The sequence below is a fragment of the Ruegeria halocynthiae genome (assembly GCF_000743705.1).
GTDB classification, from domain to species: domain Bacteria; phylum Pseudomonadota; class Alphaproteobacteria; order Rhodobacterales; family Rhodobacteraceae; genus Ruegeria; species Ruegeria halocynthiae_B.
On sequence record NZ_JQEZ01000007.1, the window covers coordinates 43012 to 56399 of the forward strand.

The 13388-nt window shown below is 60.1% G+C and carries 12 protein-coding genes; 7 read left to right on the forward strand and 5 right to left on the reverse strand.

Annotated features, from left to right (window positions below):
• Window positions 1-107: 107 nt before the first annotated feature.
• Window positions 108-773 carry an SDR family NAD(P)-dependent oxidoreductase gene (locus tag JT51_RS19560; protein WP_037317011.1) on the forward strand — a complete coding sequence of 222 codons (666 nt, stop codon included), beginning with the start codon at window positions 108-110 and terminating at the stop codon, window positions 771-773.
• Window positions 774-783: 10 nt separating this feature from the next.
• Here the strand turns inward: JT51_RS19560 and JT51_RS19565 are convergent, their stop codons facing one another.
• Window positions 784-2241, reverse strand: a complete 1458-nt coding sequence (locus tag JT51_RS19565; RefSeq protein ID WP_037317238.1) for an MORN repeat-containing protein — start codon at window positions 2239-2241, stop codon at window positions 784-786.
• 146 nt (window positions 2242-2387) lie between these two features.
• Between JT51_RS19565 and JT51_RS19570 the strand changes: the two genes are divergently transcribed.
• The 3 genes from JT51_RS19570 to JT51_RS19580 all read left to right on the forward strand — a co-directional run bounded on the left by JT51_RS19570 (window position 2388) and on the right by JT51_RS19580 (window position 6082).
• Window positions 2388-4046: an NAD+ synthase gene (locus tag JT51_RS19570; RefSeq protein WP_037317014.1), complete on the forward strand. Its 1659-nt coding sequence runs from the start codon at window positions 2388-2390 to the stop codon at window positions 4044-4046.
• Between the two features lie 314 nt (window positions 4047-4360).
• Window positions 4361-4594 (forward strand): hypothetical protein, encoded by a 234-nt coding sequence (locus JT51_RS19575; protein WP_037317017.1) that lies wholly within the window; start codon window positions 4361-4363, stop codon window positions 4592-4594.
• Between the two features lie 159 nt (window positions 4595-4753).
• The gene (locus JT51_RS19580; protein ID WP_037317020.1) at window positions 4754-6082 is read left to right on the forward strand and encodes an NAD(P)/FAD-dependent oxidoreductase; all 1329 of its coding nucleotides are present in this window, start codon (window positions 4754-4756) and stop codon (window positions 6080-6082) included.
• 4 nt (window positions 6083-6086) lie between these two features.
• Here JT51_RS19580 and JT51_RS19585 read toward each other — a convergent pair whose 3' ends face one another.
• On the reverse strand, window positions 6087-7019 hold the full coding sequence (locus tag JT51_RS19585) for an MBL fold metallo-hydrolase (protein ID WP_037317023.1): 933 nt from the start codon (window positions 7017-7019) through the stop codon (window positions 6087-6089).
• 116 nt (window positions 7020-7135) lie between these two features.
• Between JT51_RS19585 and JT51_RS19590 the strand changes: the two genes are divergently transcribed.
• Both JT51_RS19590 and gltX read left to right on the forward strand, forming a co-directional pair.
• The gene (locus JT51_RS19590) at window positions 7136-7570 is read left to right on the forward strand and encodes a DUF1801 domain-containing protein (RefSeq protein ID WP_037317026.1); all 435 of its coding nucleotides are present in this window, start codon (window positions 7136-7138) and stop codon (window positions 7568-7570) included.
• Window positions 7571-7644: 74 nt separating this feature from the next.
• Window positions 7645-8970, forward strand: coding sequence for a glutamate--tRNA ligase (gene gltX, locus JT51_RS19595; protein WP_037317029.1), 1326 nt, complete (start codon window positions 7645-7647; stop codon window positions 8968-8970).
• 52 nt (window positions 8971-9022) lie between these two features.
• Here the strand turns inward: gltX and JT51_RS19600 are convergent, their stop codons facing one another.
• Complete coding sequence (locus JT51_RS19600; RefSeq protein WP_037317240.1) at window positions 9023-9592, reverse strand: gamma-glutamylcyclotransferase family protein; 570 nt, start codon at window positions 9590-9592, stop codon at window positions 9023-9025.
• Between the two features lie 95 nt (window positions 9593-9687).
• Between JT51_RS19600 and JT51_RS19605 the strand changes: the two genes are divergently transcribed.
• On the forward strand, window positions 9688-10134 hold the full coding sequence (locus JT51_RS19605) for an RrF2 family transcriptional regulator (protein WP_037317243.1): 447 nt from the start codon (window positions 9688-9690) through the stop codon (window positions 10132-10134).
• A gap of 2 nt (window positions 10135-10136) precedes the next feature.
• On the opposite strand, the gene JT51_RS19610 is transcribed toward JT51_RS19605, so the two are convergent.
• A complete protein-coding gene (locus tag JT51_RS19610; RefSeq protein WP_037317032.1) occupies window positions 10137-12665 on the reverse strand; it encodes an ABC transporter permease in 2529 nt (842 codons plus the stop codon).
• Complete coding sequence (locus JT51_RS19615) at window positions 12662-13357, reverse strand: ABC transporter ATP-binding protein (RefSeq protein WP_037317035.1); 696 nt, start codon at window positions 13355-13357, stop codon at window positions 12662-12664. Before JT51_RS19615 ends, JT51_RS19610 begins: the two co-directional genes overlap by 4 nt.
• Between the last annotated feature and the right edge of the window lie 31 nt (window positions 13358-13388).

A 13388-nucleotide genomic window follows, 5' to 3' on the forward strand; every position in this document is an offset into this window, starting at 1 on the left:
ACAGAGCCCGCCCGGAATGAAAAGACCAATTTGCGGGTAATAACGGCAGAGCGGTTTCTTTTCCCCGTTGCATTGATCCGCCTGTGCCGGCGGCTAGGTAGTTTGCCATGAAAACGGCATTGGTCATAGGCGCGTCGGGGGGAATCGGACACGCGGTTTGCGCGCGCCTGACCGGGCAGGGGGCGCTGGTGACGCCCTTGTCGCGCTCGGTTGACGGGTTTGACCTGACAGATTCCGATAGCGTAGACCGCGCATTGGCTGCGATCCCCGATTTGTTTGACCTGATCCTCGTCGCGACTGGAGCGCTGGAGATCAACGGCGCAACCCCGGAGAAGACTGTCCGGTCTGTTTCGGCGCAGGCGATGATGGATCAATTCGCGCTGAACGCCGTTGGCCCGGCCTTGATTCTAAGGCACACGCCGCGCTTATTGCCACGTGATCGGCGTGCGGTTTTCGCCGTTCTGTCGGCACGTGTCGGGTCGATCGGGGACAATCGGCTGGGCGGATGGGTCAGTTATCGTGCGTCCAAGGCGGCGGTGAATCAGATCATCCGCACCGGTGCCATAGAACTGTCCCGGACGCACGCACAGGCGATCTGTGTTGCCCTGCACCCCGGCACCGTAAAGACGGAATTCACCCAAAAGTACCTCGGGCGGCACCCCGCTGTTACGCCAGAGGCCGCCGCCAAGAACCTGCTGAACGTCGTGTCGAAACTGACCCCTGCCGACAGCGGTGGCTTTTTTGACTGGGCGGGAAAACCGGTGCCGTGGTAACGGTGCGGGCTTAGCCGTCTGTGCTGTTGGTGTCTGAAGGGGTCGCCTCGGGCGTCGGGGCGGGCTCGTTGTCGTCCGATGTTGCCAGCGCTCCGTTTTCCCATACGCCGGATTCCACTTCGCCATTGGCATAGCGCACCGTGCCATTGCCCTGACGTTTGGCATCGACAAAGCTGCCTTCATAGACGTCACCGCTTGGGTATGTTGCAACACCGTTGCCGGTTATTTTGCCTTCGGTCCATGCGCCCGAATAGTTAAAGCCGTTTGCCATGGCGATCTTACCCTGACCATGGCGTTTGCCCTGAACGAAGTCGCCGGAGTAGGTTGTTCCATCAGGGTAGGTGGTTATGCCTTTACCCTGTCGCAGCCCGTCGACCCATTCCCCGTCATAGCTGTAACCATCCGCAAGGCGCAGGATCCCTTTGCCGTGGTTCTTGGCGTTTTTGAATTGCCCTTTGTAGACGGTTCCATTGGGGTAGGTCGAAACACCCTGGCCTTCGATCACGCCGGCGATCCAGTCTCCTTCATAGGTCGAGCCGTCCGTATAGGTGATCCGGCCCTTGCCTTCGGCAAGATCAGCCAGAAAATCCCCGACATAGATCGATCCGTCGGGATAGGTCATCTCACCCAGACCTTCGATCTGGCCGCTGGTCCATTCACCGGTGTAAGCAAATCCGTCAGTTCCGGTATAGACACCCTGACCATTGCGGGCATCGTCAGCATAGTCGCCTTCGTAGACGTCACCGTTGGCAAAGACGATCTTGCCTTTGCCCTGACGACGCCCGTCGATCAGAGCGCCCTCATACACGTCGCCATTGACATAAGACAGCCGCCCGTTGCCGGTGATGTGATCTTCGACCCAGTCGCCGACGTAGCTCATGCCATCAGGCAGGGTCAGACTGCCCTGACCGTGGCGCTGCCCGTCCTTGATATCCCCCTCATAAACGCCGCCTTCGGCATAGGTGATCTTGCCCTTGCCTTGTTTGACACCTTCGACCCAATCGCCGTCATAGCTGTACCCGCCCGGGTCGGTCATCACGCCCTTGCCGTGATGACGGGAGTTCTGGAACCCGCCTTCATAGCGCACCCCATTGGCATAGACCGCGACGCCAGTACCGTGAATCGTCCCGTTGGCCCATTCCCCTTCGTAGCTGCCGCCATCTGTATAGATGATCTTGCCGCGCCCCTCGGGTTGGCCGTTGGCGAACGTCCCTTCGTAGATCGCGCCATCGACAAAGCGGGCGATGCCTTTGCCCTGAATCACACCCTCGACCCAATTGCCCTGATATTCGAACCCATTGGGGAGGCGATAGGTGCCGGTTCCGTGGCGCAGGCCGTTTTCAAAGGTGCCTTCGTAAACGCCACCGACCTCGTCATTCTTGACGATCACTTGCCCGTCTTGCGCGGCAGCCGCTGCTGCGATCAGCGTCATCGCTGATGCGGCAATTGAAATGCGAAAAGCTCTCATGGTCATTTCTGCCTGCCCGGTTTTCATGCTTTTGCCTAAAACTAAGGTACCCGTGAGGGCAGAGCAACGGGTTTTGCCGCATTTGCCTTTCACTCGCGCAGTGATCTGCTAAATGGCAGTAAGACTGACGAGGGCAAGAGGGCAGCATGGCCGACCGTTTCCGCATCACTCTGGCGCAACTCAACCCTGTTGTGGGGGATATCGACGGCAATGCCGCCAAGGCTGTTGCCGCCTGGGAACAGGCCGGTAAGGCCGGGGCCGATCTGGTGGCCTTTCCCGAAATGTTCATCACCGGCTACAACACGCAGGATCTGGTGATAAAGCCCGTGTTTCATCAGGCCGCGATGGCAGCGGTCGAGGCTTTGGCGATTCAATGCGCCGATGGTCCGGCAATCGCCATAGGTGGGCCTTGGGTAGAAGACGGCAGCCTGTTCAATGCCTACCTGATTCTGAAAAACGGGCGGATCAGCAGCAAGGCGCTGAAGCATCACCTGCCCAACGAAACCGTTTTCGACGAGGTGCGCCTGTATGATGCCGGTCCTTTGGGTGGCCCCTATTCGGTTGGAAACACGCGGATCGGCAGCCCGATCTGCGAGGACAGCTGGCATCCTGATGTCGCCGAGACGCTTGAGGAAACCGGGGCAGAGTTTCTCCTGATCCCCAACGGATCGCCCTATTTCCGCAACAAATACGATATCCGCCTGAATCATATGGTGGCCCGGGTGGTCGAAACCGGCCTGCCGCTGATCTACCTCAATATGGTGGGTGGGCAGGATGATCAGGTGTTCGACGGTGCCACATTCGGCCTGAACCCGGGCGGAGAGTTGGCGTTCCGGATGCCAGTGTTCGACGAGGCCGTGACCCATGTCGATCTGGAACGCGGCGATGATGGTTGGCGCATTGTCCCGGCCGAGGTTGTCCCGCAACCGGATGAATGGGAGCAGGATTATCGCGCGATGGTCCAGTCCTTGCGCGACTACATGGCCAAGACCGGGTTCAAAAAGGCGTTGCTGGGTTTGTCCGGCGGGGTGGATTCTGCCCTGGTCGCGGCAATTGCGGTGGATGCCATCGGGGCCGAAAACGTGCGCTGTGTGATGTTGCCATCGGAATACACCAGCCAGGCTTCGCTGGATGATGCGGAAGCTGTCGCCAAGGCGCTGGGCGTGCATTACGACTATGTGCCGATCTCGGACAGCCGGGCCGCTGTGACGGATACTCTGGCCCCTTTGTTTGCCGGGCATGATGCGGATCTGACCGAGGAAAACATCCAGTCCCGCCTGCGCGGATTGCTGCTGATGGCGCTGTCGAACAAGTTCGGCGAGATGTTGCTGACCACCGGCAACAAGTCCGAAGTCGCGGTCGGCTATGCCACGATCTATGGCGACATGAATGGTGGCTACAACCCGATCAAGGATCTTTATAAAACGCGCGTGTTTGAGACCTGCCGCTGGCGCAACGCCAATCACCGCAGCTGGATGATGGGGCCGGACGGCGAGGTGATCCGCCCCTCGGTCATCGACAAACCCCCCAGCGCGGAACTGCGTGAAGATCAGAAAGACAGCGACAGCCTGCCGGATTATCCGGTTCTGGACGCGATTCTGGATATTCTGGTCGATCAGGACGGGTCCACCGCGGATTGCGTCGCGGCCGGTTTTGATGCGGCTGTCGCGCAACGCATAGAGCATCTGATTTACATCAGCGAATACAAACGCTTTCAGTCCGCCCCCGGAACCCGCCTGACCAGCCGCGCATTCTGGTTAGATCGCCGGTATCCGATCGTGAACAGGTGGCGGGATCAGGGCTGAGCCGGTCTGGAAACGTGCAGGCGGGAAAGCTGATGTTTTGAAAATCACCCCAATGCGGGTGATTTTTCCATCATTGTTTCTAAATAACAGGCGATGCTCTGGTTTTTCGGGCTGACAGGGAACTGACGGCTTGAAGTTGAGACATTTTTTTGCCACATTTTAGCTTAATTGACGCCCCATGTGGGGCGGTGCGACCTCAATTCGATTTTTACGAATGTGACGCACATGTTGTTGGATGTCTGTGTTAACGATTTGGTGTTATTATGTATGAGGGATATGACAAGCCTATTCACCCGCCTTTAAGGTACAAGTCGATGGAGTCCGAGGCCCGGGTTCTGGACGAATCCAAGCTGGATTCGGCAATTGCTGACCTTTTGCGTGAGGAAGAACCCGACGAGCCCGAGCCTGAGGTTGGGCCTGAGAAAACCCATACGGCCTTTCCTGAACTGCCCGAACAGGCAGAGATCGACGAAGAGGTCCAGTCTGGGGAAATTGGATTGGCAACGGCTTTGCGCCAGAAGTGGGCGGGGCTGCGCGGGGCGGCATAGATCATCGTTTTTTCCAAGTAGATCGGCGCGAATTTCTCGCTCCGTTTGGCGCGTTAGCCACAGCTTCCAAAAATCATCACCCTTGCGGCATAAGGCATGTTGCCTGTGCAGCAACCCCACGCCTTCATGGCAGTTCGAGCCATGAAGTAAGAGCAATTGATGCCCGGCCCCAAGCCAACCCCCGTTGAACCAGATCTGCACCTGCCGAAATCCGTCGATGTTGTCGTCATCGGCGGCGGTATCATCGGCGCGTCGACCGCGCTTGAATTGTCGGAACGGGGGGCGTCCGTCCTGTTGTGCGAAAAGGGCCAGATCGCGGGCGAGCAGAGCTCTCGCAACTGGGGGTGGGTGCGTCTGGGGATGCGCGACCCGCGGGAAATTCCGCTGATGATTGAGGCACAGCGCCTGTGGCAGGGTCTGGACCAGCGGATCGGTCGCAAAACCGGATATTCCCGCGCGGGCATTCTGTTCGGAGCTTCGGGCAAGCGCGGCAGCGGTCAACTGGAACGGTGGTTGCGCCATGTGGACGGGTTGCAGACCGGTGCGAAACTGGTCGCCGGAGCGGAACTGGGCACCCTGCTGCCGGACAATCAGACCAGCTTTGATCGCGCCCTTTATATGCCGCAGGATGGCCGGGCCGAGCCGCAATGGGCGGCCCCTGCGATTGCCGAGGCCGCGCGCGACAAGGGCGCGGTTTTGATGACCAATTGTGCTGTGCGCAGCCTTGATACCAAAGATGGGCATATCACCGGTGTTTTCACCGAACGGGGCCGCGTGGCGTGTCCCTACGTCGTTCTGGCCGGGGGGGCGTGGTCACGTCTTTTTGCCGGGAATGCCGGGATCGAGCTGCCTCAGCTCAGGGTTCTGAACACGGTTCTGCGGACATCCCCGTCACCGGGGCCGGAAACGGCGCTGTGGTCGGACGAGTTTGCCATTCGCAAGCGCGCGGACGGGGGATATACCATCGCCTCTGGCCACGAAAACACCGTGGATATCGTACCCGACAGCTTTCGGTTGGCGCGGTTGTTCCTGCCTGCCTTCGCGCAGGAGTGGCGGTCTTTGCGGTTCCGGCTTTCAAATCGCTGGGGCATCGAGGCGCAGCAGGACCGGACCTGGCTGCCCACTGATGTGACTCCGTTCGAACATTGCCGCGTGCTGGACCCCGAGCCGTCATCCAGGGTGCTGCGGCAGGTCTGGGCAAAGGCGCGCAAAGGGGTTCCGGCGCTAGAGCAGGCTGAGATCGTGCAAAGCTGGGCAGGCATGATTGATGTGACGCCGGACGCCGTGCCGGTCATCTCGGGCGTGGAGGACATCCCGGGCATGTTCATCGCCACCGGGTTTTCCGGCCATGGGTTCGGAATCGGCCCTGCGGCGGGTCGCCTGATGGCTGATCTGGTGGCGGGTACGGCACCCTTTGTTGATCCGGCCGCCTTTCGCCTGTCCCGTTTTACGGATGGCTCAAAGGTGCGGCCGGACCCTGGATACTAGGGGCTTAACCCATCATCTGATAGCTGACCGGAACAAACCGGAAGCCATCGCCGCGAGCTTCGACATAGCCAGCCGACGGGAAGGGCATGTGATAGCCAATCATCGGCACCTTGTCGGCGGCCAGCATGCCCAGAACATTGCGCCGTGACGCGGTTGCGGCGGCTTTGTCCATGTCAAAGCGGACCTCCCATTCCGGATGGGCAAAGGACCAGACGTAGTGGTTGGCCAGGTCGGCTGTCAGCACCAGCCGTTGACCATTGCTTTCCAGATGAAAGACCGTGTGGCCCGGTGTGTGCCCATAGGCCGCCACGGCGGTAATGCCAGAGGCCACTTCGCCACCGTCTTCAAGAAAGCTCATCTTTTCGGCCAGCGGTGTGACCTTCGCCGCAACCAGATCACCCACGCGATTGCCCGCGTCCTGAGCAGCCCAGAAATCATACTCGGGCGACGCCGTGACATAGCGCGCGTTCGCAAAAGTGGGCGCATCATTGGTGGTCATGCCGCCGATATGATCCGGATGCATATGGGTCAGAACCACGATGTCGATCTGATCGGGGGTCACGCCCGCATCCGCCAACGCGGCCTGAATGCCGCCCTGTCCAAGCCCTGTGTCGAACAGAACCAGTTCGGATCCGGTGTTGACCAATGTCGGGGTGAAGAAGAATTGCGCCACTTCTGGCGAGATGAAATTGTCGGCCGAGACCTTGGCGAAATCCTCATCCGAGGCACCGCCGCCGAAAATCTCTTTGGCGCCATCGCGGGGCAGGCTGCCGTCCAGCAGCGTGGTGACGGTGAAATCGCCCAAGCTGAATGATTTGGCGATGGTTGAATTTGCCTTGGTTTCAGCCCCTGCTGCCAAAAGCGGTGTCGCGGCTGCGGCAAATGGCAAAGCGGCTGCGGATCCTAGCGCGGCGCGGCGTGTCAATTTGATGGTCATTGTGGTTCTCCCTGTCAGAACACCTGTGGGTGAATTAGGTCGGCACGAGATTGTGGCCAGTATATACTCTTTTGAAATGGGCTGCGTGGATGAACATGTCGTGTTAAATTTTGTTTATGCCGCGATCAGAAAACAAGACCGTACCCACCAAAGCAAGCGTTGAACGCTTTCTGACCGCCGTTCAACCGGCGTCGAAGGCCCAGGATGCGCAGGTTCTGGACAGGCTTTTCCGCAGGACGACCGGGTTTGAACCGGTCATGTGGGGGCCGTCGATGGTGGGTTATGGCCGCTATCACTATCGCTATAAATCCGGGCGCGAGGGCGATTTTCTGGCCACCGGGTTTTCCCCGCGCAAGGCGGCGCTGTCAATTTACATCATGCCCGGATATGCGGATTTCGGGGATATCCTGTCCGGTCTGGGCAAGCACAAGCTGGGCAAATCCTGTCTGTACGTAAACAAGCTGGCGGATATTGATCTGGACGTTCTGTCCCGGCTGATCCGGGCCGGGCTGGACGACCTGAACCGTTTATGGCCTGTCGAGCCGACCTGAACCCCTTGTTGGTACAGCATCTGCTGGACAAAAACGCGCCCATGTGACATGAGCCGCGCCAACAGGAGACTTCCATGACCACCACCCGTTTCGCCCCGTCGCCCACCGGTTTCATCCATGTCGGCAACCTGCGCACCGCCTTGATGAACTATCTGATCGCCCGCAAGGCCGGCGGTACGTTCATCTTGCGTATCGACGACACCGATCCTGAGCGGTCGAAAGAAGAATATGTCGACGCCATCAAGCAGGATCTGGAATGGCTGGGTCTGCACTGGGACCGGGTCGAGCGTCAATCGGACCGGCTGGACCATTATGCCGATGCCGCCGACAGGCTGCGCAAGATGGGCCGGTTCTATGAGGCGTTTGAGACGCCGACCGAGCTGGACCTCAAGCGCAAGAAGCAGCTCAACATGGGCAAGCCGCCGGTTTATGACCGTGCCGCGCTGAACCTGTCGGATGCTGAAAAAGACGCGCTGCGGGCCGAACGTGGCACCGGCGTTTGGCGGTTCAAGCTGGATCACGAGCGGATTGAGTGGAATGACGGCATTCTGGGCGATATCTCGATTGATGCGGCATCCGTGTCTGATCCGGTGCTGATCAAGGCGGATGGTCAGGTGCTGTATACGATTGCATCAGTCGTGGATGATACCGAGATGGGCGTGACCGACGTGGTGCGGGGGTCCGACCATGTGACCAACACGGCGACGCAGATTCAGATCATCAAGGCGCTGGGCGGTGCTTGCCCGCGCTTTGCCCACCATTCACTGCTGACCGGCCCGCAAGGTGAGGCGCTGTCGAAACGTCTGGGCACGCTGGCCCTGCGCGACCTGCGTGAACAGGGCGTGAAACCGATGGCCTTGCTGAGCCTGATGGCACGTCTGGGTTCGTCCGACCCGATTGAGCTGCGGTCCGAAATGGCCGAGCTGATCGAAGGTTTCGACATCAATCGCTTTGGCGCCGCGCCGACCAAGTTCGATGTTCAGGACCTGTTTCCGCTGACCGCCAAACACCTGCAATCACTACCGCTGTCGGAGGTCGCGGAGGCGGTCGCCGAAGCCGGTGTTCCCGCCGATCTGGCCGAGCCCTTCTGGGCGATGGCGCGCGAAAACATCACCACATTGGGCGACCTTAAGGCGTGGTGGGATCTGTGCCGCGATGGCGCGGACCCATTGATTGCCGATGAGGATCGTGACTTCATCCCCGAGGCAATGGCCCTGCTGCCCGAAGGCCCGTTCGACGGCGAGACCTGGGGCATCTGGACCAAAGCGGTGAAAGAGGCCACCGGCCGCAAGGGCAAGGGCCTGTTCATGCCACTGCGCAAAGCGTTGACTGGGATGGAGCGTGGCCCGGAAATGGCCACCTTGCTGCCGCTGTTGCAGGTGATCCGCGCGCGCGGCTGATTGCAGGGCTTGGGAACTCACCAAAGGCGGGGTCAGATGGCCCCGCCTTTTTCTATGCCGATTGCACTATGGCCGTGGACAGACGGCGCAGGCGGTCGTCTACAAAGTCAGCCTCGAAGGGCTTCAATTGCTGGTGGCGGGGATATCGAGGTTCGGCCCGGTCATTCAGGATCGGCGCGTCCCACCCGTCGGTGGTGGCAAAGAAACGGTCAGCGCCGTCTTCGCCGAATGCGCGCAGATATCCCTGCACGACCACGTCGATGTAACTAAGCAGCAGCGGATGGCGGTTGGATGGGTCGTTCTGACGATCCTGCGGCACCGCATAAACGGCGATTTCGACCGCATGGGTCAGCGGGTGCGCGATCGCCTGCGTTGCGGGCACCCGGTCATAAGCCCATTCCCGTTCATCCAACGCCGCCCAATCGTTTTTCGGAACATGGGCGATCATCCCGTCGATCTCGGACGCTGGGTCCGGCACCGCGGTCAGGAAGGCGACCGGGCGCAGGTCCGTATGCCGCCATACACGTCGCCACCCCTTCAGCCGGGCCGGATGTGGATCGGGGAAATCGTGGGTGGCCAGGTTCACAAGGCTGCCATAGCCAAAGAAATACGGGTCTGCCATGTGCCGTCGCATCCTTTTCTGACGATTGATGTATGTCAAACCGCTTTTTTGCCAGACATGCAATAAGTCCGCATCTTGAATTTTGCGAGGCCACCATGCGGATTACCAAACGGACGAACATAGCGGTGCGCTTGCTGATGTATTGCGCCGCGCATCAGGACAGGCTGGTCACAAAGGCCGAGATCGCCGATGTCTGCAATATCTCGGAAAACCATCTGGCGCAGGTGATCAATCAACTCAGCCAGCTGGATTATCTAAGCACGCAACGGGGCCGCAACGGCGGCATGTCTCTGGCGCGGCCAGCCGACCAGATCCGCATCGGATCTGTGTTTCGGCACGTCGAAGGCACCCTGCCAATTGCCGAGTGTTTTGCTGATGCCGACAACACCTGCCCGCTGACGGACGCCTGCCGTTTGCGGCTGGCCCTGCAGGACGCGGCCGAGGTGTTCTATGCCTCGCTGGACGAAATAACGCTGGATGCGTTGGTCTGCGGTAACGATCAGTTGCTGAAGATCCTGCAACCGGTGGCCTGCGTGCGCTGATCCTAGTCAGTGGCGCGCAGGATGCGGGCCGGGCGCACCGCCAGTGGGCGCAGCGCAAAGACAAGGCCCGCGCCCAGAGTTACACCGATCCCGGCCAGAACAATGCCGATGGCGGATGGCCAGATGACCGTGAATTTGGTGTCAAAGATATAGGTGGCGACAGCCCACCCCCCAAGTATGCCGGTCAGCAGGGCAACGCTGCCAGCGGCGGCACCCAGCAGAATGGCCCGCAGCGCAAAGCTGAGTAGTATCCGCCGCCTGTCTGCCCCCAATGTCTTGAGGACTGCCGCCTCGTAACGGCGCGCCGGTTCGCCTGCGGCGGCTGCGCCAATCAGGACCAGAAAACCGGTCAGCAACGAAACGCCAGCCCCATAGGATGTGGCCGCCGCCAGCCCTGCCAGCAGGTCTGATACGCGATCAATCGCATCCCGAACCCGGATCGCGGTAATGTTGGGAAACTGCTCGGCCAGATCGCGCAGAATGGCGGCCTCTGCCTGTTCTTCGGCGTAAACGGTGGCGATGAAGCTGTGTGGAGCACCGGCCAGTGCTGAGGGGTTCATCGACATGACAAAACCCATGCCGGCGGTTGAAAAGTCGACCTCGCGCAGGGATGTGAGCTTGGCGGTGATGTCGCGCCCCAGGATGTTGACCGTCAGTTCGTCGCCCAGTTTCAAGCCCATCTCTTGGGCCTCTTCTGCGGCAAAGCTGATCTGTGGTGTATCCGCGTAATTCTCGGGCCACCATTCACCTGCGGTGATGCGGGCATTGCCGGGCGGTTTTGTGGAGTAAGTCACGCCCCGATCACCGTCCAGAACCCAATGGTCGCCCGCCACGTCACGCGCCGGGCGGCCATTGATACGTGAGATGATCCCACGCAGCATCGGCGCGCTTTCGACCCGGCTGACAAGGGGATCGGACGCAAGCCGATCTGAGAATCCGGGCATCTGATCCTTCTGGATGTCGACAAAGAAATACGACGGTGCCACATCGGGCAGGTTGCCAGAAATCGCATTGCGCAACGTTCCGTCGATCTGCCCGACAGCAGCCAGAACCGAAAGCCCAAGCCCAAGGGACAAAACGACCGAGGCCGCGCCTTCGCGTGGGTCGGATATGGCCGATAAAGCCCAACGCAGGGCAGGGCGACCGCGGGTCGACGGGGCGCTGATGCGGGCAAGTCTGCGAATTGCGAGGGATGACAGGGACAAAAGCACCAACGCCCCTGCCAGCCCGACTGTTGTCCATAGGGTCAGGCGCACCGAGCCGCTGAACCAAGCTGCCGATGTGACCAGCAACGTCAGGGCGATGCCCGTCGCAAACACGTAAACACCGCGCGGGATGAGCCGAGTGGTTGACAGCGCATCGCGAAACAGGGTTGCGGCGCGCACGTCTTCGGTGCGGGCCAGCGGCCATAGGGTAAACAGAAAGGCGGTCAGCAGACCGTATAGGGCGGCCTCGGCCAAAGGGCGGGGATAGAGCGAGAAAACAGCCGGAACCGGCAGCCGGGATTCAATCAAAGGGGCCAGCAGCAGGGGGGTAAATGCGCCCAAGGCAATGCCCAAGACAATACCAACCCCTGATAGAATGCCGATCTGTATCATGTAGGTCTGAAAAATCGTTACCCTGTCCGCGCCCAATGTGCGCAGCGTGGCGATGGTTTCAGTTTTTTGCGCCAGATAGGCGCGCACGGCGGCGGAAATGCCTATGCCGCCAACCGCAAGGCCGGACAGGCCGACCAGCACCAGAAAGGCGCTGAGCCGGGCGACAAACTCGGCAATTCCCGGCGCGCCGTTTCGGGCATCGGTCCAGCGCATGCCGGTGCTGTCAAAGGTTCGCCGGGCTTGGGATGACAGGGTTTCGATATCCGACCCCGGCGGCAGGTCCAGCCGATACTTGGTTGAAAACAACGTCCCCGGAGCCAAAAGACCCGACGCCCGCAGGTCGGCCGTTCGCACAAGGGTTCGGGGCCCAAGGCGAAATCCGTCCGCAGCGCCATCGGGTTCGTGCATCAAGGCAGCCATCAACACAAAATCCTGCGTTCCGAGGGAGAAGCGATCCCCGATCGAAAGGCCCAGCCGGTCAATCAATAACGGGTCCATCAGTGCGCCGGGCACACCCTGAATTCCGTCCAATGCGGATGAAACCGGCTGATCAGGCGCCAGTTCGACCGACCCTATCAACGGATAAGCGCTGTCTACGGCTTTGACCTGTGTCAGGGTGCGCTGGGTTTCACCATTCTGCCGCGCCACGGCCATGGATCGGAAATCCACCACTTCGGACAGGTCCGTCGCGATTGTCTCCATCCAGGCCCGTTCCTGATTGTTGGCAAAGCGGTAGGTGAATTCTAACTGCGCGTCACCGCCCAAAAGCGCGGCACCTTCTTGTACCAATCCGGTCTGGATTGCGGATCGGACCGATCCAACAGCGGCGATGGCTGCGACACCCAATGCCAAGCAGGCAAGAAACACCCGAAAGCCACGCAACCCACCGCGCAGTTCCCGTCGCGCCAGCCGACTGGCGAGCCTTAGGCTCATTCCGCCGCCTCATGCTGCGCGTCATCTGCGATACGCCCGTCCCGCAGTCGGATCACCCGGTCGCATTTCTGGGCCAGACCATGGCTGTGCGTCACCAGAATTAATGTCGCCCCATGTGTGTCATGCAGGCTGAACAGCAAATCCACAATGGCCGCGCCGTTCGTTTCGTCCAGATTTCCGGTGGGTTCATCGGCCAGTAAAATCTGCGGGCGTGGGGCTGATGCACGGGCCAGCGCCACACGCTGTTGTTCGCCCCCGGATAACTGCGCAGGATAGTGATCGCGCCGATGCGACAGGCCCACGATTTCCAGTTCAGCCTCGGCCAGGTCAAAGGCCCCCTTGTGCCCGGCCAGTTCCAAAGGTGTGGCGACATTTTCCAGGGCAGTCATAGTCGGGATCAGGTGAAAGTTCTGAAAGACCACGCCCATGGTATCGCGCCTGAATCGGGCCAGCGCGTCCTCATTCATAGCGGTCAGATCATGGCCCAAAGCAGCGATCTTGCCGCGTGTTGCCTGCTCAAGCCCGCCCATCAGCATAAGAAGCGAGGATTTCCCGGACCCGGACGGTCCCACCAATCCCAGCGTTTCGCCCTTTTGCACACTCAGATTAATGTCGTGCAGGATATCAACCCGACCGGCATTGCCATCCAGCGACAAAGCAGCATTTTGGAGCGTAAGAACAGATGTAGTCATAGGTCATTCCAGACAGGAGCGGTCAATTGGG

What these genes read in the sequence shown, in the direction of transcription:
- JT51_RS19560 (WP_037317011.1), top strand. Translation starts at nt 108, where the DNA reads ATGAAAACGGCATTGGTCATAGGCGCGTCGGGGGGAATCGGACACGCG.
- JT51_RS19565 (WP_037317238.1), bottom strand. Translation starts at nt 2,241, where the DNA reads ATGAGAGCTTTTCGCATTTCAATTGCCGCATCAGCGATGACGCTGATC.
- JT51_RS19570 (WP_037317014.1), top strand. Translation starts at nt 2,388, where the DNA reads ATGGCCGACCGTTTCCGCATCACTCTGGCGCAACTCAACCCTGTTGTG.
- JT51_RS19575 (WP_037317017.1), top strand. Translation starts at nt 4,361, where the DNA reads ATGGAGTCCGAGGCCCGGGTTCTGGACGAATCCAAGCTGGATTCGGCA.
- JT51_RS19580 (WP_037317020.1), top strand. Translation starts at nt 4,754, where the DNA reads ATGCCCGGCCCCAAGCCAACCCCCGTTGAACCAGATCTGCACCTGCCG.
- JT51_RS19585 (WP_037317023.1), bottom strand. Translation starts at nt 7,019, where the DNA reads ATGACCATCAAATTGACACGCCGCGCCGCGCTAGGATCCGCAGCCGCT.
- JT51_RS19590 (WP_037317026.1), top strand. Translation starts at nt 7,136, where the DNA reads ATGCCGCGATCAGAAAACAAGACCGTACCCACCAAAGCAAGCGTTGAA.
- gltX (WP_037317029.1), top strand. Translation starts at nt 7,645, where the DNA reads ATGACCACCACCCGTTTCGCCCCGTCGCCCACCGGTTTCATCCATGTC.
- JT51_RS19600 (WP_037317240.1), bottom strand. Translation starts at nt 9,592, where the DNA reads ATGGCAGACCCGTATTTCTTTGGCTATGGCAGCCTTGTGAACCTGGCC.
- JT51_RS19605 (WP_037317243.1), top strand. Translation starts at nt 9,688, where the DNA reads ATGCGGATTACCAAACGGACGAACATAGCGGTGCGCTTGCTGATGTAT.
- JT51_RS19610 (WP_037317032.1), bottom strand. Translation starts at nt 12,665, where the DNA reads ATGAGCCTAAGGCTCGCCAGTCGGCTGGCGCGACGGGAACTGCGCGGT.
- JT51_RS19615 (WP_037317035.1), bottom strand. Translation starts at nt 13,357, where the DNA reads ATGACTACATCTGTTCTTACGCTCCAAAATGCTGCTTTGTCGCTGGAT.